Source organism: Halomonas heilongjiangensis (genome assembly GCF_002879645.1).
Classification (GTDB): Bacteria; Pseudomonadota; Gammaproteobacteria; order Pseudomonadales; family Halomonadaceae; genus Halomonas; species Halomonas heilongjiangensis.
In genome coordinates this window covers 1-19,710 of record NZ_PNRE01000046.1, presented here as the reverse complement: position 1 = coordinate 19,710, position 19,710 = coordinate 1, and the positions used below count along the sequence as shown (strand labels likewise).

The 19,710-nt window shown below is 68.4% G+C and carries 22 protein-coding genes; 13 read left to right on the top strand and 9 right to left on the bottom strand.

Annotated features, from left to right (window positions below; translation table 11 throughout):
• Window positions 1–140 (top strand): flagellar protein FlhE (locus tag C1H66_RS23420; RefSeq protein WP_146010710.1); only part of this gene is annotated, 140 nt, incomplete at its 5' end.
• A 31-nt stretch (window positions 141–171) separates the two neighbouring features.
• A complete protein-coding gene (locus tag C1H66_RS10485; RefSeq protein ID WP_102627835.1) occupies window positions 172–873 on the top strand; it encodes an RNA polymerase sigma factor FliA in 702 nt (233 codons plus the stop codon).
• A gap of 11 nt (window positions 874–884) precedes the next feature.
• On the opposite strand, the gene C1H66_RS10480 is transcribed toward C1H66_RS10485, so the two are convergent.
• On the bottom strand, window positions 885–2,084 hold the full coding sequence (locus tag C1H66_RS10480) for an EAL and HDOD domain-containing protein (RefSeq protein WP_146010709.1): 1,200 nt from the start codon (window positions 2,082–2,084) through the stop codon (window positions 885–887).
• A gap of 187 nt (window positions 2,085–2,271) precedes the next feature.
• On the opposite strand from C1H66_RS10480, the gene C1H66_RS10475 reads away from it, so the two are divergent.
• Together C1H66_RS10475 and C1H66_RS10470 are read left to right on the top strand one after the other, a co-directional pair.
• Window positions 2,272–3,087 (top strand): motility protein A, encoded by an 816-nt coding sequence (locus C1H66_RS10475; protein ID WP_102627834.1) that lies wholly within the window; start codon window positions 2,272–2,274, stop codon window positions 3,085–3,087.
• Window positions 3,080–3,784: an OmpA/MotB family protein gene (locus C1H66_RS10470; RefSeq protein WP_102627833.1), complete on the top strand. Its 705-nt coding sequence runs from the start codon at window positions 3,080–3,082 to the stop codon at window positions 3,782–3,784. Before C1H66_RS10475 ends, C1H66_RS10470 begins: the two co-directional genes overlap by 8 nt.
• 58 nt (window positions 3,785–3,842) lie before the next feature.
• On the opposite strand, the gene C1H66_RS10465 is transcribed toward C1H66_RS10470, so the two are convergent.
• Window positions 3,843–4,208 (bottom strand): DUF6164 family protein, encoded by a 366-nt coding sequence (locus C1H66_RS10465; protein WP_102627832.1) that lies wholly within the window; start codon window positions 4,206–4,208, stop codon window positions 3,843–3,845.
• A gap of 37 nt (window positions 4,209–4,245) precedes the next feature.
• Window positions 4,246–4,851, bottom strand: a complete 606-nt coding sequence (locus tag C1H66_RS10460; RefSeq protein WP_240618274.1) for a histidine phosphatase family protein — start codon at window positions 4,849–4,851, stop codon at window positions 4,246–4,248.
• Between the two features lie 126 nt (window positions 4,852–4,977).
• Between C1H66_RS10460 and phnD the strand changes: the two genes are divergently transcribed.
• From phnD to C1H66_RS10435, 5 genes are all read left to right on the top strand, one after another.
• Window positions 4,978–5,991 (top strand): phosphate/phosphite/phosphonate ABC transporter substrate-binding protein, encoded by a 1,014-nt coding sequence (gene phnD / locus C1H66_RS10455; RefSeq protein ID WP_102627831.1) that lies wholly within the window; start codon window positions 4,978–4,980, stop codon window positions 5,989–5,991.
• A 64-nt stretch (window positions 5,992–6,055) separates the two neighbouring features.
• A complete protein-coding gene (gene phnC, locus C1H66_RS10450; RefSeq protein ID WP_102627830.1) occupies window positions 6,056–6,874 on the top strand; it encodes a phosphonate ABC transporter ATP-binding protein in 819 nt (272 codons plus the stop codon).
• Window positions 6,861–7,673, top strand: coding sequence for a phosphonate ABC transporter, permease protein PhnE (phnE, locus tag C1H66_RS10445; RefSeq protein WP_102627829.1), 813 nt, complete (start codon window positions 6,861–6,863; stop codon window positions 7,671–7,673). Before phnC ends, phnE (C1H66_RS10445) begins: the two co-directional genes overlap by 14 nt.
• A complete protein-coding gene (gene phnE, locus C1H66_RS10440; protein ID WP_102627828.1) occupies window positions 7,667–8,476 on the top strand; it encodes a phosphonate ABC transporter, permease protein PhnE in 810 nt (269 codons plus the stop codon). Before phnE (C1H66_RS10445) ends, phnE (C1H66_RS10440) begins: the two co-directional genes overlap by 7 nt.
• A gap of 240 nt (window positions 8,477–8,716) precedes the next feature.
• Window positions 8,717–10,507, top strand: coding sequence for a putative bifunctional diguanylate cyclase/phosphodiesterase (locus C1H66_RS10435; RefSeq protein ID WP_102627827.1), 1,791 nt, complete (start codon window positions 8,717–8,719; stop codon window positions 10,505–10,507).
• 30 nt (window positions 10,508–10,537) lie between these two features.
• On the opposite strand, the gene C1H66_RS10430 is transcribed toward C1H66_RS10435, so the two are convergent.
• The 4 genes from C1H66_RS10430 to C1H66_RS10415 form a co-directional block, all read right to left on the bottom strand.
• A complete protein-coding gene (locus tag C1H66_RS10430) occupies window positions 10,538–11,095 on the bottom strand; it encodes a hypothetical protein (protein WP_102627826.1) in 558 nt (185 codons plus the stop codon).
• Between the two features lie 97 nt (window positions 11,096–11,192).
• Complete coding sequence (locus tag C1H66_RS10425; protein WP_102627825.1) at window positions 11,193–11,504, bottom strand: c-type cytochrome; 312 nt, start codon at window positions 11,502–11,504, stop codon at window positions 11,193–11,195.
• A 136-nt stretch (window positions 11,505–11,640) separates the two neighbouring features.
• Window positions 11,641–12,084: an Rrf2 family transcriptional regulator gene (locus C1H66_RS10420; protein WP_102627824.1), complete on the bottom strand. Its 444-nt coding sequence runs from the start codon at window positions 12,082–12,084 to the stop codon at window positions 11,641–11,643.
• 59 nt (window positions 12,085–12,143) lie between these two features.
• Window positions 12,144–12,557, bottom strand: a complete 414-nt coding sequence (locus C1H66_RS10415; protein WP_102627823.1) for a YbaN family protein — start codon at window positions 12,555–12,557, stop codon at window positions 12,144–12,146.
• A 222-nt stretch (window positions 12,558–12,779) separates the two neighbouring features.
• Here C1H66_RS10415 and hemN point away from each other — a divergent pair, with 222 nt between their 5' ends.
• From hemN to C1H66_RS10395, 4 genes are all read left to right on the top strand, one after another.
• The gene (gene hemN, locus C1H66_RS10410; protein WP_102627822.1) at window positions 12,780–14,165 is read left to right on the top strand and encodes an oxygen-independent coproporphyrinogen III oxidase; all 1,386 of its coding nucleotides are present in this window, start codon (window positions 12,780–12,782) and stop codon (window positions 14,163–14,165) included.
• 246 nt (window positions 14,166–14,411) lie between these two features.
• Window positions 14,412–14,897, top strand: a complete 486-nt coding sequence (ubiT, locus tag C1H66_RS10405) for a ubiquinone anaerobic biosynthesis accessory factor UbiT (protein ID WP_102627821.1) — start codon at window positions 14,412–14,414, stop codon at window positions 14,895–14,897.
• Between the two features lie 34 nt (window positions 14,898–14,931).
• Complete coding sequence (locus tag C1H66_RS10400) at window positions 14,932–17,043, top strand: adenosylcobalamin-dependent ribonucleoside-diphosphate reductase (protein WP_102627820.1); 2,112 nt, start codon at window positions 14,932–14,934, stop codon at window positions 17,041–17,043.
• A 204-nt stretch (window positions 17,044–17,247) separates the two neighbouring features.
• The gene (locus C1H66_RS10395) at window positions 17,248–17,991 is read left to right on the top strand and encodes a ribonucleoside-diphosphate reductase (RefSeq protein WP_102627819.1); all 744 of its coding nucleotides are present in this window, start codon (window positions 17,248–17,250) and stop codon (window positions 17,989–17,991) included.
• Between the two features lie 21 nt (window positions 17,992–18,012).
• Here the strand turns inward: C1H66_RS10395 and C1H66_RS10390 are convergent, their stop codons facing one another.
• Window positions 18,013–18,768, bottom strand: coding sequence for a glutathione S-transferase family protein (locus C1H66_RS10390; protein ID WP_102627818.1), 756 nt, complete (start codon window positions 18,766–18,768; stop codon window positions 18,013–18,015).
• Window positions 18,769–18,860: 92 nt separating this feature from the next.
• Window positions 18,861–19,607 (bottom strand): anaerobic ribonucleoside-triphosphate reductase activating protein, encoded by a 747-nt coding sequence (locus C1H66_RS10385; protein ID WP_102627817.1) that lies wholly within the window; start codon window positions 19,605–19,607, stop codon window positions 18,861–18,863.
• Window positions 19,608–19,710 lie beyond the last annotated feature (103 nt).

Below are 19,710 nucleotides of genomic sequence, written 5' to 3'. Positions count from 1 at the left end.
TGGGGGCCGGGCAGGGCAGCAGCCGGGCCCTGGCGGGGCTGCCGGCGGCTACGCCACTGCACTTCCGCTTCGCCCTGGCACCGGGCCAGCGACGGGCGGTGGCGGTGCAGGGGCTGCAGGTGATCGTCAACTATCGCTAAGAGAAGGTCCTGACAGAGGCCGTCGAACGGGATGTATACAGCAAAAGGCAAGATCGACCAGAACGAGCTGTTGACGCAGTACCTGCCGCAGGTGCGGCGCCAGGCGCTGGCGCTGCAGGTCCGGCTGCCGGCGAGTGTCGAGCTGGATGACCTGATCCAGGCCGGCACCATGGGGCTGCTGGAGGCCATGGGGCGCTTCGACGCCGGCCAGGGGGCGAGCTTCGCCACCTTCGCCAGCCAGCGGATACGGGGTGCCATGCTCGACGAACTGCGCAGTCGCGACTGGTTGCCGCGCAGCGTGCGGCGCAACGCCCGGGCCGTGGACGAGGCGGTGCGGCGCCTGGAGCAGCGCCTGGGGCGGTCGGCCGAGGAGCACGAGATCGCCGCCGAGCTGGAGATGGACCTGGCCGACTATCGCCAGCTCCTCGGCGATACCAACAACGGCCATCTGCTGCCCTTCGAGGAGCTGGTGGCGGAGGGAGCGGAACCGGGCAGCGGCGAGTCGGCGATGGCCACGCCCTTCGCCGCCCTGGTCGACGGCGAGCAGCGCAGCCGCCTGGTGGCGGCGATCGAGGCATTGCCCGAGCGCGAAAAGCTGCTGATGGCGCTCTACTACCAGGAGGAGCTCAACCTCAAGGAGATCGGCGCCGTGCTGGGGGTGACCGAGTCGCGGGTCTGCCAGCTCCACGGTCAGGCGGTGAGCCGGCTGCGGGCCCGGCTGCGCGACGACTGAACGGCCGGGGGCTAGAGGCGGCTCATCAGCGCATCGGTCTGGTCCAGGGCATCGAGGTAGCACTGCTGCAGCTGGTCGGCGCTGGCCGTGGCGCCGCCGTCGGCGACCTGGCGCTCGTGCTCCTCGCAGAGCGTCAGCAGGGCGCCGAGGTGGCCCTCCCGGCCGCTCAGGGCCCGGGACACGGCGGCAGTCAGCGGCAACTCCTCGAGCAGGGCATCCTGGGCCTCGTCGAGCAGCGGCCCCATCATCGAGAAGAGCCCGGTGGTGAAGGCGTCCTCGGGGTCGATGTTGCGGAAGGGCGTGGCCAGGTTGCGGCACATGAAGGCGCGGATCAGCGCCAGGCGCACCCTGAGTTTCGACGACGGCATCTCACTGGCCAGCGACAGCGTCATCACCAGCCGGCGCAGCTCGTTCAGCCCGATGACCTGCATGGCACGCTTGAGGTCGGTCTGCCGCGAGTCCTGGCCGAACAGGCTGGAGGTGGCCCGGCGCAGGATCGCCACGTGGAGGTGAGGCATCTGGATCAGCAGCTCGAAGAGGCGCTGCAGGTCGGCATCCTCGCGGTAGAGCTCGTTGACCAGGCGCAGCTGGGCGGCACGGTTGCCGTGGCGACCCCGGGGGCGGGCGGCGTAGAAGGCCGGCTCGGCCAGGTAGCGGCCATCGAAGTAGTGGCAGTCGAGGCTGCGGAAGCGGTCGAGTCGCTCGGCGTCGCGGATGTCGTCGGCCAGCAACCGGGCGCCGCGCTGGCGGTGGGCATCCAGTTGACCGGCGTCGAGTTCGTCGGGGTGGCGCAAGCGGATCAGGTCGGCCAGCGGCGCGAGCTCCCGGCCGTCGCCCTGCAGGCCGGAGGCGGGTACCAGCAGCCGGTAGCCCCGCTCGCGGAGCTGCTCGAGGGTCGTCAAGAGCTCGGGCGTCGGCGGCAGGTCGCGCGGCAGGCCGATGATCACCTGGCGTGCCGGCGAGGGCAGCAGGTCGGTGCGTTCCAGCCACTCGCCGGGCAGGTCGATGATCAGCTCCCGGGTGCCGAGCCGCTTGCCCTCGTCGAGCTCGTAGATGGCGGTGGCCAGGGCCCGGGCGGTGGCGGCGACCGGGTCCTCGAGGGCCTCGCCGTGATGGCGATAGAGCAGCCGGTCGGCGACATGCCGATCGGCGGCATCGTGGATGGGCTGCAGCGCGATGGCGAAGGCGTCGGTGTCCCTCTGTCCTGACATGGTGTGACTCCCTGCGAGAGGATGCCTGCCGTTTGTCGTGATCGTGGCGGGGCCGGCCCGGTGGCTGGCAGGCGATGTAACAAAGAGTATCATTCTGTCAGGCGGCTTGTCCGCGATGTGACGTAAAGCTCGCCGCGTCGCGGCCGATATCCCCATCACGCCTTTCTCTTCCGGCAAGGAGCCGTGCATGAACCCGTCGACGCTCATCGGTATCTTCGCCAGTAGCGTGCTGCTGGCCAGCGTCCTGCTCTTCACCGCCGAGTCCCCCCAGAGCTTCCTCAACCTGCCGGGGCTGGCCATCGTGCTGGCCGGCACCATGGCCGCCACCTTCATCAGCTACCCGCTCAAGGAGGTGGTGCGGGTGGTACGGCTGGTGGGGCTGGTGTTTCGCCGCGAGAACACCTATACCCGCGACGACATCAAGGAACTGGTGGACATGTCGCGGCTGTGGTTCAAGGGCGACGTGCGCGCCGTGGAGGAGGCCCTGGAGCACACCCGCAACCCCTTCCTGCGTACCGGCATCCAGCTGGTGATCGCCAATACCCGGGAGCAGGAGATCTTCGACCTGCTGCGCTGGCGCATCGCCCGGCTCAAGGCCCGCGAGCTGGCCGAGGCGCAGATCTTCCGCACCATGGCCACCTATGCCCCGGCGTTCGGCATGATCGGCACCCTGGTGGGACTGGTGAACATGCTCGAGGTGATGGAGACCGGCGACCTGCACGTGATCGGCCCGCGCATGGCGGTGGCCCTGTTGACCACCTTCTACGGCATCCTGCTGGCCAATCTGGTGTTCAAGCCCATCGCGGTCAAGCTGGAACGGCGTACCGAGGAGCGGCTGATCGCCATGAACATGGTGCTCGAGGGCATCTCGCTGATCACCAAGCGTCGCCTGCCGTCGTTCATCGAGGAGACCCTCAACTCCTTCGTGGCCAACTATCATGACGAGATCCGCGAGCCCGGCAAGCCCCGGCCCGGCGGTGCCGAGGCCGGCCAGCATGCTTGACCGGCACGCCAGGGAGTCGTTGCTGCCCGACGCGCCGGTCGGCGACGATGGCGAAGGCTGGTTGATGAGCTACCTCGATGTGCTCACCCTGCTGATCACGCTGTTCGTGCTGCTGCTGTCGCTGGCCGGCAATGGCCTGAGGGTCACCGGCAGCGAGCACGGGGGCGAGGCGACGCGCCAGGTGTCGCCGCTGGCCGAGTCGGCCGCCCAGGCGGTGGCCGGCGGCCCGGGGGCGATGGCGGGGCCGACGGCACCGGGGCTCAAGCCGCGACAGGATGGCCTTCAGCCGCGTTTCCGGGGGCTCGAGATCGAGGGGGTCAGCGTCGCCGAGGGGGCGCGGGGCGTCACCCTGCGCATCGACGACAACCTGCTGTTCGCCAGCGGCCAGGCGGAGCTCACCGCTGGTGGCCGCGAGATCCTGAGCGGCCTGGTCGTCACCCTGGCCGACTTCGATGGCCAGGTCTCGGTGGAGGGGCACACCGACGATATTCCCATCGCCACCGTCCGCTTCCCGTCGAACTGGGAGCTCTCCACCGGGCGCGCCATCGCCGTGTTGCGCTACCTTGCCGAGCAGGGCGTGCCGACGACCCGGCTGCGCGCCATCGGCTATGCCGACACCCGACCCCTGGAGAGCAACGCGAGTGCCGAGGGGCGGGCCGCCAACCGACGGGTCGAGTTGCTGCTCACCCAGGGCTGAGACGACAACGACGAGGCCGCCACATGAGCCGCACTGGCCGGGGCGAGGACAGGTCGTGTCAGTCGATCAGCCCCAGGAAGGGCAGGACGGAGAGGGCCAGGATGCCCAGCGCCGCGGCGGTGAGCAGCACCACCCGGAAGGGGTGGTGGCGCAGGCGGCGCCACAGGGTGGGGGCCTGGCCGCGGGCGTCGAGCTCGTGCCGCTCGCGCCTCACCCGCTCGCCCAGTGCCTGTTGATAGTGGTCGATCACCTCGCGGGCCGCCTCCCGCTGAGTCTCATCGCGCAGCCAGATCGCCGCGACGCCCAGCCCCCAGAAGCCGGCACGGGTCTCGTAGGTGTCGAAGCCGTGCTCGTCGAGCAGTCGGCGTACCTCCTCGGCCTCCTCGTCGGGGACGTGGTGCAGCCGAAACAGCAGTACCGTCACGATCGCCCTCCCGGCGGCGATGCAAGCTGGGTAGCCATTATGCCACGGGGGCCTCGCCCAGCGGGGTGATGCTCGCCGGCAGCAGCGGCGGTCGGTCGCGATGCCGGTGCAACGGCCGTCCCTCCAGGGCGGTGAGCAGGATCTGCAGAGGGTCGCCGTGGCTCACCACCAGGATCGTCTCGCCGGCGTAGGTACGCTCCAGCTCCTCGATCACCGCCCGCATCCGCTCGGCCACCGCGATCACCGGTTCGACGCCATGGGTGCGGTGGGTCGGGTCCCGCTCGTCCAGTGCCCAGACCTCGTGGTAGCGATCCGCGGAACGGGCCTCGAAGTCGCCGAAGTGGCGCTCGCGCAGGCGTGGCTCGGGGCAGGGCGAGAGGCCGAAGCGTGCCGCCACCCGGGTGGCGGTCTGGGTGGTGCGCAGGAAGTCCGAGTGGTGGAGGCGGGTGGGCGCCGGCCAGGCCCACCCGTCGACGAGCCGGGCGAGCTGTGCCTCGCCCTCGACAGAGAGGCCGTAGTCGGCAAGGCCGGCGCGCGGGTCGCTGATGATCAGGTTCTGCTCGTTGGCCCGGCTATGCCCGTGGCGCATCAGCAGGTAGCGGTTGCGCCAGGCTCCGGGAACGTTGAGGAAATCGGTTGACATGCTATCGTCACAGCTCCTAGATTGAGAAAGTGATGTTCGGAATCGATCATATGCTCCGCAAGTTGTTCGCTTTCGATCAATATTTCTCAATTTCCATAATAAATACAAGCCAAAGCGAGACACGCCATGAATACGCTCCATGTCGCCGGGAAGCCCATCGTCTCCGGCAAATACCTGACCGCGGCCCTGGCCAGTGCGTCGCTGGCCCTGCTGGCCTTCTCCACCCCCACCTTCGCCGACTGCCCCCGGGGCGATCTCGACAACCTCTACTGCGACGAGGATGGCGACATGGTCGCCGACCTGCCGGCGGACGAGTCGGAGTGGGCGAACCCCGATACCCTCATCTTCGCCTATACCCCGGTGGAAGACCCGGCCATCTACTCCGATATCTGGCAGCCGTTCATCGATCACCTCGAGGAGGTGACCGGACGGGACGTGCGCTTCTTCGCCGTGCAGTCCAACTCGGCACAGGTCGAGGCGATGCGCAGCGGGCGCCTGCACATCGCCGGGTTCTCCACCGGGCCGACACCCTTCGCGGTCAACCTGGCCGGTGCGGTGCCCTTCGCGCTGATGGGCTCCGACGACGGCCAGTTCGGCTACACCCTGCAGGTCTATACCCATGTCGATTCCGGCATCGACAGCATGGAGGACCTCAAGGGCAAGCGGGTCGCCCATACCTCGCCGACCTCCAACTCCGGCAACCAGGCGCCCCGGGCGCTGTTCCCCGAGCTCGGCATCGTCCCCGACGAGGACTACGAGGTGGTCTACTCCGGCAGCCACGACCAGTCGATGCTCGGCGTGGTGGCCCAGGACTACGACGCCGCCCCGGTGGCCTCCGAGGTGGTCGAGCGCATGGCCGCCCGTGGCCTCTACGACGAGGAGGACGTCAAGATCCTCTACGAGTCCGACCGCTTCCCCACCACCTCCTACAACTACGCCCATAACCTGCATCCCGACCTGGTCGAGAAGATCGAGGAGGCCTTCTTCAGCTTCGACTTCGCCGGCACCGCCCTGGGCGAGGAGTTCGAGGGGGTCGAGAAGTTCATCCCGATCAACTATCAGGAGCACTGGCAGGTCATCCGCACCATCCAGGCCGCCAACGACGTGCGCTATACCCGCGAAGACCTGGAACAGGAGTGAGCCGGGCGCCCCGGCCGACCGGCCGGGGGCCGTTCTCCCTGATCGTGCAAAGCGAGGTGGTCGGATGCTGGAGATCTCGAAGCTCGTCAAGCGCTACGGCCGTGACGAGCCGGTACTCAAGGAGCTGGACCTGGTGGTGGAGGGCAACAGCGTTGTCTCCATCGTCGGCGCCTCGGGGGCCGGCAAGAGCACCATGCTGCGCTGTATCAATCGCCTGGTCGAGCCCACCTCGGGGTCGATCAAGCTCAATGGCCAGGAGCTGGTCAACCTGCGCGGCGCCGCCCTGCGCCGGGCGCGGCGCAAGATCGGCATGGTCTTCCAGGGCTTCAACCTGATCGATCGTCTCACGGTGATGGAGAACGTGCTGGCCGGTCGGCTCGGCTATGTCAGCCTCTATCAGGCGATCTCGCGACGCTATCCCCAGGCCGACATCGAGCGTGCCTTCACGCTGATGGAGCGGGTGGGCATCGCCCACTACGCCAACAAGCGCGCCGATGCACTCTCCGGTGGCGAGCGACAGCGGGTCGGGGTGGTGCGGGCGCTGATGCAGGAGCCGGAGGTGCTGCTCGCCGACGAACCCACCGCTTCGCTTGACCCGCGCACCTCCGAGCAGATCATGAAGCTGCTCCAGAGCCTGGCCAGCGAGCTGTCGCTGCCGGTGCTGATCAATATCCACAACGTGGCCCAGGCCAAGGCCTATACCGAGCGCATCGTCGGCCTGCGTCACGGCAAGATGATCTTCGACGGGACCCCCGCCGACTTCACCCGGGAGGCGCTGGACGCCATCTACGGCGGTATCGAGGCGCCGGACGAGGATGAGGGCGAGGACACGAAGAAGCCCGCCCTGGCCACCCGGAAAGAGGTGACCGATGACCCGCTCTGACGTCGACGCGACGGGGCGCAGGACCTGGCGCAAGCCGCCCTTCATCGCGAACCCCTGGCTACGCTACGGCCTGTGGCTGGCGGTGGTGGCCTATCTGATCTGGGCCTTCGGCAGCCTGCCGTTCAACTGGGCGCGCATCGGTGAGGGCCTGCCACGGGCGGCGCGGATCTTCGGCGGCGGCTTCCCGCCCAGCTTCGAGCGCGGCGGCCTGCTGCTCACCGGTTTCAAGGAGAGCTTCCAGATCGCCATCCTGGCGACGCTGCTGGGGGTCATGCTGTCGATTCCCTTCGCGGTGATGGCGGCCCGCAACGTCGCGCCGATGCCGGTCTATCTCCTGGGGCGAGCGGTGATCATCGTCTCGCGCAGCTTCCACCCGGTGATCGTCGCCATCCTGTTCGTCGCCGCGGTGGGCTTCGGCCCGTTGGCCGGCATCCTGACCCTGACCCTCTACTCGATCGGCTTCGTCGGCAAGCTGCTCGCCGAGGAGATCGAGGAGATCGACTGGGGGCAGGTGGAGGCGATGAAGGCCACCGGGGCGGGGTACCTGGCGACGCTGTTCTACGCGGTCTTCCCGCAGATCCTGCCGCGCCAGGTGGGGCTCTCCATGTACCAGCTCGACAGCAACCTGCGCGCCTCGGCGGTGGTCGGCATCGTCGGTGCCGGGGGCATCGGTGGGACCCTGATGAACGCCTTCGGGCGCTACGACTACGACTTCGCGTTCGCCATCCTGCTGATCATCATCGCGGTGATCCTGGTCAGCGAGGGCATCAGTGGCTGGGTGAGGAAGAAGATATGGTAGATCATGCCGGCGACCTGGCCGATCGCGTCTGGCGGCGCTACGACCGCAAGGAACGTCTGATCCGCTACGCCGTCCTGCTGGTGACGCTGATGGTGGTCTACTGGGCGGTGCGCGACATCGACATCTTCTGGCCCTGGGTGTGGGATGCGCCGACCCAGATCTCGCGGCTGGGGGCGCGCATGTGGCCGCCGGACCCGAGTCGGCTGGGGCAGATCGTGGGCGCCATGATCGAGACGGTGCACATCGCGACGCTCGCGACCCTGCTGACGATCTTCATCGCCCTGCCGGTGTCCTACATCGCCGCCCAGAACACCACGCCCAATCGCTTCTGCCTGTGGCTGGGGCGCTTCATCCTGGTCTCCAGCCGTTCGGTGAACACCATCATCTGGGCGCTGCTGTTCGTGGCGATCTTCGGCCCCGGGGTGCTGGCGGGGATACTCGCGATCATGTTCCGCTCGATCGGCTTCATCGGCAAGCTGATGGGCGAGGCGATCGAGGAGATCGACCGGCGCCCGGTGGAGGCCATGGAGGCCACCGGTGCCTCCAAGCTCAAGGTGATCGCCTATGCCGTCGTGCCCCAGGTGATGCCGGCCTTCTTCGCCATCGTCATCCTGCGCTGGGACATCAATATCCGGGAGTCCACGGTACTGGGCCTGGTGGGGGCCGGTGGCATCGGGGTACTGCTGCAGGGCTCCATCGACACCTTCGCCTGGCCCACCGTGGCCACCATCCTCATCGCCATCATCGCGCTGGTGCTGATCGGCGAGGCGATCACCGGCCTGCTGCGCAGCAAGGTGCTCTAGCATCCAGGACGCCGGCAGGCGATCCGTCCGAGCGGCGCTGGCCGGACGGGTCGTCGCGGCGGAGGCGCGAGATCTCGTTCGCCATAGGCGCTCGAGCTGGCATAATGGGTATCCATCAAGGAGTGGCATCTTTCAAGGAAAGGGAGGTTCGACTTTCCGGCCGGGGGGCCGATACGCCGTGATGTTCGGGGCACCGAGTCCAGCAAGCAGCGCGGTCATGAAGCGGGAGCAGGGCCGGCAATGGTGACAGGGGACGGGGTGGTATCGAGGCAGGGTGCCCGGCGGAAGCGCTGGTCCCGCTGGCAGGCCATGGCCGAACGGCAGCGGGAGGTGGCTCGACGCCATGGCCAGGAGGCCCAGCTGCGCATCGCCGCCATGGCCTTCGAGACCCACCTGGGCATGTTCGTCACCGATGCCGAAGGGCGGATCCTGCGGACCAACGCGACCTTCCGGCAGATCACCGGCTACGCCGCCGAGGAGATCGTCGGCCACAGCCCGCGCATCCTCAACTCCGGGCGCCATGACGACCACTTCTACCAGCGCATGTGGTGCGCCATCGCCGACAAGGGCAGCTGGCAGGGCGAGATCTGGAACCGCCGTCGCAGCGGCGAGATCTATCCCCAGTGGCTGACCATCAGCGCGGTGAAGGACGACGAAGGCCGGATCACCAACTACGTGGCCACCCTGAGCGACATCACCGAACGCAAGGCCGCCGAGGAGGAGATCCATCAACTGGCCTTCTATGACCCCCTGACCGGCCTGCCCAATCGGCGCCTGCTGGTCGACCGGCTGGAGTCGGCGCTGAAGGAGAGCCGGCGCAGCGGCGAGTACGGGGCGGTGATGTTCATCGACCTCGACAACTTCAAGACCATCAACGACAGCCTGGGCCATCATCGCGGCGACGAGCTGTTGCTGATCATCGCCGAGCGCCTCACCGCCATCACCCGCGAGACCGATACCATCGCCCGCCTGGGCGGCGACGAGTTCGTGGTGATGCTGCACGACCTGGGCCTGGAGGCCGACGAGGCCGCCATGGTGGCCGAGCGAGTGGGCGAGAAGCTGCTGGCGAGCCTGGTGGAGCCCTGCATGCTGGGCGAGATGCGCTGCCAGGTGAGCGGCAGCATCGGCATCACCCTGTTCACCGACGACCTGGCCACGGTGAACGATATCCTGCAGCAGGCCGACCTGGCCATGTATCAGGCCAAGGCGGCGGGGCGCCATGCGCTGTGCTTCTTCGACCCGGCGATGCAGGCCAGGGTGATGGAACGGGCCAGCCTCGAGGCCGACCTGCGGCAGGCCCTCGCCGATGGCCTGCTGCGGCTGTTCTACCAGGTTCAGGTCGATGAGGAGGGGCAGACCACCGGGGTCGAGGCGCTGCTGCGCTGGGAGCACCCCGAGCGGGGCCTGGTGTCTCCGGGGGTGTTCATTCCCGTCGCCGAGGAGAACGGCCTGATCGTGCCGATGGGGCTCTGGGTGCTGGAGACCGCCTGCCGCCAGCTCGCCGTGTGGGCCGCGATGCCGGCCGCCGAGCACCTGACCATGGCGGTGAACGTCAGCCGCGATCAGTTCCGGGCACCGGATTTCGTCGCCCGTCTCGAGCGGATCCTCGCCGTCACCGGGGCGCGGCCCGAGCGGCTCAAGCTGGAACTGACCGAGACCCTCTTCCTGGAAGACAGCGAGGACACCCGGGACAAGATGCAGCGCCTCAAGGGGTTGGGCATCGGCTTCGCCCTGGATGACTTCGGCACCGGCTACTCGTCGCTGGCCTACCTCAAGCGGCTGCCGCTGGACCAGTTGAAGATCGACCAGTCCTTCGTGCGCGACCTGCTCGATGACCCCACCGACGCCACCATCGTCACCACCATCATCACCCTGGCCCGCAGCCTGGAGCTCGAGGTGATCGCCGAGGGCGTCGAGAGCGAGGAGCATCGCCGCTGGTTGGCCGAGCAGGGGTGCCGGGCCTTCCAGGGCTACCTGTTCGGCCGCCCGGTGCCGGTCGAGGAGCTGCCGCTGGCGGCGGAAGTGGTCTGACGCCCTGTGGTTGGCCCCGGCCGCCGGCCCTCAGGGGGTGGCGTCTTGGCACTGGCGCAGCATCCGGGCGATCGCCGCCTCGGCGCCGTCGAGGTCGAAGGTCATGAACCAGGGGTCGTCCTCGGCCCGCATCAGGCGCAGGCGCAGGGTCTCGCCGGCGCGCATCTCCTCGAGCAGCAGCGGCTGCTCCTCGAGGGTGAAGTGCACGTAGAAGCCGCTGTCGCCGCGCACGGTGACGAACTCGGCCCAGCCACCGTGGATGGTCTCGTGGTCGACCCGCAGGTCGACCGGCACCCGGTTGACCGTGCGGCTCTCGGCCTGGTGCTCGTCGAGCTCGACCCGCAGCTCCAGCCAGGGCAGGTCGCAGACCCCCGGCGTCACGTTGACGCTGAGCAGCGAATCGCCGTAGCTCTGCCCCTCCATGGCACGGAAGTGGCGCTCCTCGCCCAGCGTCAGGGTCAACGAGTGCCAGGCACCCTGGGCCTCGACGTCGCCGGTGTTGAAGGTGGTGGCCTGGGCGGGGGCGGCCAGGCCCAGCGCGATCAGCAGGGCGGGCAGCAGAGCGAGGCGGGTGACCGGCGATGACATCGGCAGCAGCATCCTGGGTGGCGTGGAGACGAACCCCGGATGCTAGCAGAGCCCGCCGGGGCAGTCTCTCATGGGGCGCTAGACGGTTCGTTCGGTCTCAGAGCACCGGTTCGAGCATGAAGTCGACCGCGGCCTTGACCTCCTCGTCGCTGAGGTTCACTTGCCCCCCCTTGGCCGGCATGGCCTGGAAGCCATTGATGGAGTGCTCGTAGAGGGTCTCCATGCCTTGCTCCAGGCGGGGTGCCCAGGCGTCTGCATCACCCTTGATGGGGGCGCCGGCGGCACCGGTCATGTGGCAGGCCATGCAGGCCCGGTTGTAGATCGCCTCACCGTCGGGCTCCGCCTGGGCGAAGGCGGAGAATGCCAGGGCGGCGATGCCGGTGAGGGTGGCGGCGGCCAGTCTTTTCATAACCAATCTCCATGATGCATCTTTGTTGGCGTAAGGAGACCCGGAGTCCCGGGCCGGAGGTGCCCATGGTGCCAGTGGGCCGAGGATGGGGTACTGACGTGTGTCAGCATAAGCCATCTCGGCGCCCCGGGCATGTTCAGCACCCGGGCTCGATGCGCAGCAACTGGGCGAGCTGGGGGCGCTGCGGCCCCAGCATGTCGGCCAGGGTGTACTGGTCGAGCACGGCGAGGAAGGCCTGCAGGGCCTCGGCCAGTATCGGCTTGAGGCGGCACGCCGGGGTGATCAGGCACTCGTTCTGGTCACCGAAGCACTCGACCAGCAGCAGATCGTGCTCGGTGTCGCGTATCAGGGCGCCGAGGGAGATCTCTTCCGGTGCCTTCCTGAGCAGCAGGCCGCCGTTCTTGCCGCGAATGGCCGTGATGTAACCCTTGTGGCCGAGCTCCTGCACCACCTTCATCAGGTGGTTGTGAGAGACCTCGAAGCGCTCGGCGATCTCCTGGATCGTGGAGCGTTCCTCGCCCTTGACGGCCAGGAAGATCAGCACGCGCAGCGAGTAGTCGGTAAAGCGGGTCAGGTGCATGGCAGGATCCGGCGCCTCGTGACTGGGTAATCGGTCGATAACGATGGGTTAACGAAGTCTCAGTTTACCAGCTCCCTTTCCTCCATGGCGGGTGCGCGTGTGGCATCGGGTCGCAGCAGCAGGAAGGTGCCTACCCCGCAGAAGAGTGCCGCCGTCAGTGCCAGTACGGGGAGCGGTGCCCCGCTCAGCCACAGCACCAGCCAGCTTGACGCCAGCAGCCCCCAGGCCAGCCGCTTGGCGCGGCGGGGCACGGCGCGCTGCTCTCGCCAGGCGTGCAGGGTCGGGCCCAGGTGCGGGTGTTCCCACAGCCAGCGTGCCAGGCGCGGCGACCCCTTGGGGGCGGCCCAGGCGGCCACCAGCAGAAACGGGGTGGTCGGCAGCAGCGGCACCACCAGGCCGGCGGTCCCCAGGCCGATGCAGCCACAGGCGAGGGTGCTCCAGGTGAGTCGCGAAATCATCGTGGTCGGCCGCATGGTGGCCTCCGGGAGGCGCTATAAGATTCAATCTACATGAATGTTAGTGAGCGCTGCAACGCTGCTCGCCTCGGGCGCTCCCTCCTTTGACCTGGGTCAACTACCTCTTGAAGGGTACCGACGCTGCGGATGGCGGATGGCATACTTCCCTCATTCGGCGGGGCCTGCGAACGCTGTCCCCGTTCCTGCTCGAATACAGGCTGCAAGAGGCCGTTTCACGTCATGCCACAGGATCTGCAATTCAATCGCCCCCTGGTGGAGAAGTACGATCGCCCGGGGCCGCGCTACACCTCCTACCCCACGGCGCCGCAGTTCCACGCGGCCTTCGCCGAGGACGACTATCGGGCTGCCGCCGAGCGCAGCAATCGGGCCGAGTCGCCCAAGCCGCTGTCGGTGTACGTGCACATCCCGTTCTGCAAGAGCCTCTGCTACTACTGCGCCTGCAACAAGATCATCACCCACAACACCGAGCGGGCCGCCGAGTACCTCGAGTGGCTGAAGCAGGAGATCCGGGTCCAGGCCGCGCTGTTCGATGCCTCGCGGCGCATGACCCAGCTGCACCTGGGCGGCGGCACCCCCACCTACCTGAGCAACGCCCAGCTGGGCGAGCTGATGGCGGCGCTGGATGCGGCCTTCCACTTCGCCCCGCCGGCGGCGCGCGAGTTCTCCCTGGAGGTGGACCCGCGCACCGTCACCCCCGAGCAGATCCATGAGCTGCGCACACTGGGCTTCAACCGCCTGAGCTTCGGCGTGCAGGACTTCGATGCCGACGTCCAGCAGGCCGTCAACCGCATCCAGAGCGAGGAGCAGGTGGTGGCGCTGGTGCAGGCGGCCCGCGAGGCCGGCTTCCAGTCGGTCAGCGTCGACCTGATCTACGGCCTGCCGCTGCAGACGGTGGCGAGCTTCGACGTCACCCTGGACAAGATCATCGCCCTGCGGCCCGACCGCATCGCCGCCTACAGCTATGCCCACCTGCCCGAGCTGTTCAAGGCCCAGCGGCTGATCCGACCCAAGGACATGCCGCCCCCGGAGCGCAAGCTCGAGCTGCTGGAGCTGACCATCCGCCGGCTCTCCGCGGCCGGCTATGTCTATATCGGCATGGACCACTTCGCACTGCCCGAGGACGAGCTCTCCCTGGCCCGCGAGAACGGCACCCTGCAGCGCAACTTCCAGGGCTACTCGACCCACGCCGACTGCGACATGATCGGCCTGGGGATCACCTCCATCGGCAAGGTCGGTGACAGCTACAGCCAGAACGTCAAGGAGACCGCCCAGTACCAGCACCGGCTGGAGGCCGGCCGGCTGCCGGTGATGCGCGGCTACCGGCTCAACGACGACGATCGCCTGCGCCGCGACGTGATCAATGCCCTGATGTGCCACGGCCGCATCGACTTCGCCGCGATCGAACGTGCCCACGGCATCGCCTTCCGCGACTACTTCGCCGAGGCCCTCGACGAACTCGCCGAGATGGACGCCGACGGCCTGCTGGCGATCGGCGAGGGCGAGATCGAGGTGTTGCCGGCCGGGCGGCTGATGATGCGCAACGCCGCCATGGCCTTCGATGCCTACCTGAGCCGCAGCGAGGGGCGCTACTCGCGCACGGTCTGACCAGGTGGCCCCCGCTTCGCTGGCGGCCTCCCGGGGCACTGAGCGGCGGTAGACCGTCGCAGCGTTGACGGTCAAATGCAACGACATCTTGTGCTTGCTGTGGTCGAATGGTCTATATATGGTACTCAGCCGCCAGCGGCGGGTCGCACCGGCCGGGGCTTGACGCATGTCAGGGCGAACGGCTTGCATGAGGCCTAGGATGAGCGGTTCGGCGGCCTCGGCCGCATCGTCTTCAGGAGAGTTGGCATGTCCCTGCCTTTCCCGTCCCTGTCACTGCCGCGCCCGCTCGCCCCGAGCCGGCTGATCCGTGCCCTCGACCCGCGAGTGCCCATCGGCGTCAAGCGTCGTCTGGTCGAACCGCTGCTCAACCGCACCTTCGCCGAGCCACTGGCCGAGGGCGAATTCGATGGCCTCGAGGGGCGCCGCATCACCCTGAGGGTCGAGGACCTGGGGGTGGTGCTGACCCTGGGGCTCGAGGCGGGGCACCTGGTGCTCTGCCGCGAGGCCGGCGAGGCGACCATCCGCGGCGGCTGGCGCGAGTTCCTGTGCCTGGCCACTCGCCGCGAGGACCCCGACGCCCTGTTCTTCCAGCGTCGCCTGTTGATCGAGGGCGACACCGAGCTCGGCCTGACGGTCAAGAACCTGCTCGACGGCCGCGAGGAGGGCCTGGCCCAGGGACGCCTCGGCGCATGGCTGCTGCGACTCGAGCGGCTGGCGCGCCGCGATCACTGACCCCGTTATCCTAGACTTCTCTGGAGACCCCTGAATGAGCACTCCCGCCAAGGCCGTCAAGACATCCAACGAGGTACCGATGCAGGTTCCCTCCCGTGATATCTGGGATGCCAAGTACCGGCTCAAGGATCGCCACGGGCGTCCGGTGGACAAGGACGTGGCGGCCACCTGGGAGCGGGTGGCCCGCGCCCTGGCCGCGGTGGAGGGCGACCAGGCCGACGAGTGGCTGCCGAAGTTTCGCTGGGCGCTGGAGAACGGCGCGATCCCGGCCGGGCGGATCATGTCCAACGCCGGCGCCGACGACTACAAGCCGGCGGTGAGCCTGATCAACTGCACGGTGTCGCGCACCATCCACGACTCCATGCACGACATCCTCGACTCGGTGGTGGACGCCGGCATGACCCTCAAGGCGGGTTGCGGCATCGGCTACGAGTTCTCCACCCTGCGCCACAAGGGCGCCTTCGTGTTCGGTGCCGGTGCCGGCACCAACGGCCCCCTGGCGTTCATGGATATCTACGACAAGATGTGCTTCACGGTGGCCTCGGCGGGCGGGCGCCGCGGTGCCCAGATGGGCACCTTCGACGTCGGCCACCCCGATGTCCGCCAGTTCATCGAGGCCAAGCGCGAGGCCGGCCGGCTGCGCCAGTTCAACCTGAGCCTGCTGATCACCGACGAGTTCATGGAGGCGGTCAGGAGCGACGCCGACTGGCCCCTGGCCTTCCCGCTGCACGCCGGCGAGAAGGAGGACGTGGGCCCCGACGAGCTCATCTACCGCGACTGGCCGGTGATCGAGGAGGGCTACACCGTCGACGCCGAGGGCCGCGTGGCCTGCCGCATCGTCGAGGTGATCCGCGCGCGCGAGCTGTGGGACACCATCATGCGCTCGACCTACGACTTCGCCGAGCCGGGCTTCATCCTGATCGACCAGGTCAACCGCATGAACAACAACTGGTTCTGCGAGGAGATCCGCGCCACCAACCCCTGCGGCGAGCAGCCGCTGCCCCCGGAGGGCGCCTGCCTGCTCGGTTCGGTCAACCTGACCCGCTTCGTCATCGAGCCCTTCGGCAAGAAGCCGCGCTTCGACTGGGAGCGCTACCGCAAGGTGGTGGCGATCTTCACCCGCATGCTCGACAACGTGGTGGAGATCAGCAGCCTTCCGCTGGCCGGCCAGCGCCGCGAGATCGAGGCCAAGCGCCGCCACGGCATGGGCTTCCTGGGCCTGGGGTCGACCCTGACCATGCTCAAGATCCCCTACGGCTCGCCGGAGTCGCTGGCCTTCACCGAGGAGGTGAGCCGTACCCTCGCCATCGAGGGCTGGAAGCAGGCCCTCGAGCTCTCCCGCGAGAAGGGCATGGCGCCGATCCTGGCCGAGGAGTTCGAGATCACCCCCAAGATGCTGCGCAGCCGGCCGGAGCTGGCCAAGGACGGCTACGAGGTCGGCGACAAGGTGCCGGGTCGCCTGCTGCACGCCCGCTACAGCCGCTACATGCAGAAGGTCGCCGAGGTCGAGCCGGAGCTGGTCGCGGCGCTCTCCGAGCACGGCGCGCGCTTCACCCACCACTCGTCCATCGCGCCCACCGGCACCATCTCGCTGTCCCTGGGCAACAACGCCTCCAACGGCATCGAGCCGTCGTTCTCGCACCGCTACTTCCGCAACGTCATCCAGTCGGGCAAGAAGACCAAGGAGCAGGTCGAGGTGGTCTCCTTCGAGCTGGCCGCCTACCGCCACTTCATCGCCGCCGATGCGGTGGAGAGCGACCTGCCCGACTACTTCATCACCGCCGATGCGGTCTCCCCGAAGCAGCACGTGGCGGTGCAGGCGGCGGCCCAGGCCTGGGTCGACTCGGCGATCTCCAAGACGGTGAACGTGCCCACCGACTTCGCCTTCGACGACTTCAAGGGCCTCTACCTCGACGCCTACGACAGCCAGCTCAAGGGCTGCACCACCTTCCGCTTCAACCCCGAGGCCTTCCAGGGCGTGCTGGTACGCGAGGACGACCTCAAGAACACCACCTACGTCTTCGAGCTCGAGAATGGCGAGACCCTGGAGCTCAGGGGCGACGAGAAGGTGATCTACGACGGCGAGGAGCACAATGCGGCGAATCTCTATGACGCGCTGAAGGAAGGCACCTATGGCAAGTGGTAAGCCCGTGCACTTCCAACTGCCGGTAGCGAGGGGCGCCGGGGACACGTCGAAGAGGAGGTCCTACGCCATGGATGGCGTCGGTAGCGTACAGGGATGTATTTACAGCGCCTCCTCGTCGGTCCGGCGCTCCGGGACGTGTCGCCGGAGCAGCCCCGAGCGAGTGAAGCTGCGCGCCTTTGAATCCTTTTCCGCAGGAGCCTGCTGATGGCCGTCGAAATCACCTCGAAGATCGTTTCCTACAGCGTCAAGAAGGCGGTCGAGGAAGCCCCGCCGCTGCTCGACGAGAATCCGCTCACGGTGCGCATTCCGTCGCGTCCCGAGGGCACCCTGGAGGCCGTGTCGGAGAAGATCTCCTATGTCGGCGCCGAGGGCCGCAAGAAGGTCTACCTGCTGGTGTCGTTCATGCCGGTGGAGGGCGTGCTGGGCGGCAAGCGGGTGGTAATCGAGCGCCCGGTGGAGTTCTTCTTCCCCTCCGGCCAGCTCTCCAGCGAGCACCAGTGGATCACCGCCACCATGCGCAGCCTGTCGCTGGCCGCCCGCGGCGGCTACGTCACCCAGGCGGTGGCCGACCTGCGCAAGGTGGCCTGGGACAAGGGCCTGGTGCGTTGCGGCATGAACCGCTGGGGCAAGCCGATGTTCCACGACTCCGAGGTCGCGGCCATCGCCTGGTCGATCCAGCAGATCCTCTACCGCCGCGGCTTCCTCGACATCGACGGCAACCAGGTGCCGGTGGAGGACCTGGTCAGCCGCTACGCCCAGCGGCTGGCCAGCGGCCATGCCTGGCAGCCGCCGACCCCCGAGGAGATCGCCCACGCCGAGCGCGAGGCCCACGACAAGAGCGGCCATCCCACCGTGGTCGGCCACTGCCCCGAGTGCAACGGCGAGCTGATCATGATGGACGGCTGCCCCACCTGCTACGCCGGCTGCGGCTGGTCGAAGTGCGGCTAAGCGCCACGGCCTTCGCGTGGCTCAGTCGATCTGGTTCGGGGCGTGACCTACGAGTTGGCACGGGTCACCGCGAGGATAGTCGGGGGTGAGGAACAGGCGCCCCTCGATGCCCTCGGCTGCCGCCGCACGGCGGATGGCCGGTCGGCCTTCCAGCCGCCCCAACAGCTGGACGAGATGCGGGTAGTCGTCCCGGGCGATGCCCCCGAGGGGGGCGTCGAGGGGGTAGAGCTGCATCCAGCGAACCAGGCAGGCCAGGTAGGGGTCGAGCACGCTGGGGCCACTCGGCAGCAACCCCGCTCCCTGGCCATGGTCGGCAAGCTCGTCGAGCAGTTGTAGATGCTGCTGAATGCGGCGACCCAGCATCTCCCTGAGGTGCTGGATCTCCGCCTTGCCTTCGGCATAGCGCCAGGTGTAGAACCGCACCCGCAGATCGGCGTGCAGGGTGTTGGAGAGGAAGAACAGCCAGGCGAGGAAAGGCCCCCTGTGCGCCGGGTCCGTGATCGCCAGGCTGGCGTGCCGCTCGCACAGGTGCAGCAGGATGGCCCCGGTCTCGAACAGCGGGACCCCGCCTGTCTCGTCCACCAGGACCGGTAGCAGCCCCTGGGGATTCAGGGTGCGAAAGGCCGGATCGTCGAGGCCGCCCCTGGCGCGGTCGATCCGCACGGCCCGGTAGCCCGCGCCGAGCTCTTCCAGCACCATGCGGATCACCAGGTTGGCGCTGTCCGGTGAATAGAACAGCCGGTAAGTCGGGGCCTGTCCTGCGCAGGGATGGGGCATGACGATACCTCCGGCGCCTTTCCTCTCGAGTGATCCAATAGCATAGGCGCGGCCCCTTGCCGCTGGCGACCTGGCCGCGGCGGTATGTCCGGTCAGTGGCGCAGTTCGATATGCGTGAAGTGGGGCCTGAGACGCCGCACCAGGGCGTCGAGGGCCGCGAGGGAGGGGGCACCGGGGACCGGCCGGCAGTACTCGGGGTCGAGGCATTGGTCGGTGCGGGCGGGCTGCAGCACGTAGCGGCGCACGCCGCAGTCGGCCAGGGTCAGCGCCAGGCGCTCCAGGTCGGCGAGGCCGAAGTCCTGCCAGTGCACCGTGGTGCGGCACTCGTGGGCGACGCCGCTGGCCAGCAGCATCTCCAGGCTGCGCACATGGCGGCGCCAGATGCCGGTGCGGCCACAGACCCGGTCGAAGTCGCGGCCGCGCCCCTTGACGTCCAGCGCCACCCAGTCGAGGTGGGGCAGCAGGGCCGCCAGCCGCTCGGGGTAGGGGCCGGCGGTGTGCAGGCCCACCGCGAGCCCCAGCGCCTTGACCTCGGCCACGGCCGCGTCCAGGCCGGCGTGCAGGGTCGGTTCGCCGCCGCTGAACACCACGGCCTCCAGGCCCTCCCGTCGCTCGGCCAGGAAGCGGTGGATCGTCTCCCACTCGCGGGCGCTGCCGCGACGCGGCGTGGTCATCTGCGGGTTCTCGCAGTAGCCGCAGCGCAGCGGGCACCCCTGCAGGTAGATCACGCAGGCCCGGCGGCCGGGGAAGGCCCGGTGGTCCGCCGCGTCGAGCCCGGCGATGGGCAGGCGCAGGGCCGGCAGCGCCACGCTGTCGATGATCGTGGCCAGGCGGCTCATGGGCGCGCCGTTCCGCGGCTGTTGTCGATGCCGGGGCGGCCGTGCCAGTAGCCGTCGCAGATCTCGGCGTCGACCAGGGCGAGCGGGTCGGGGGCCGGCAGCG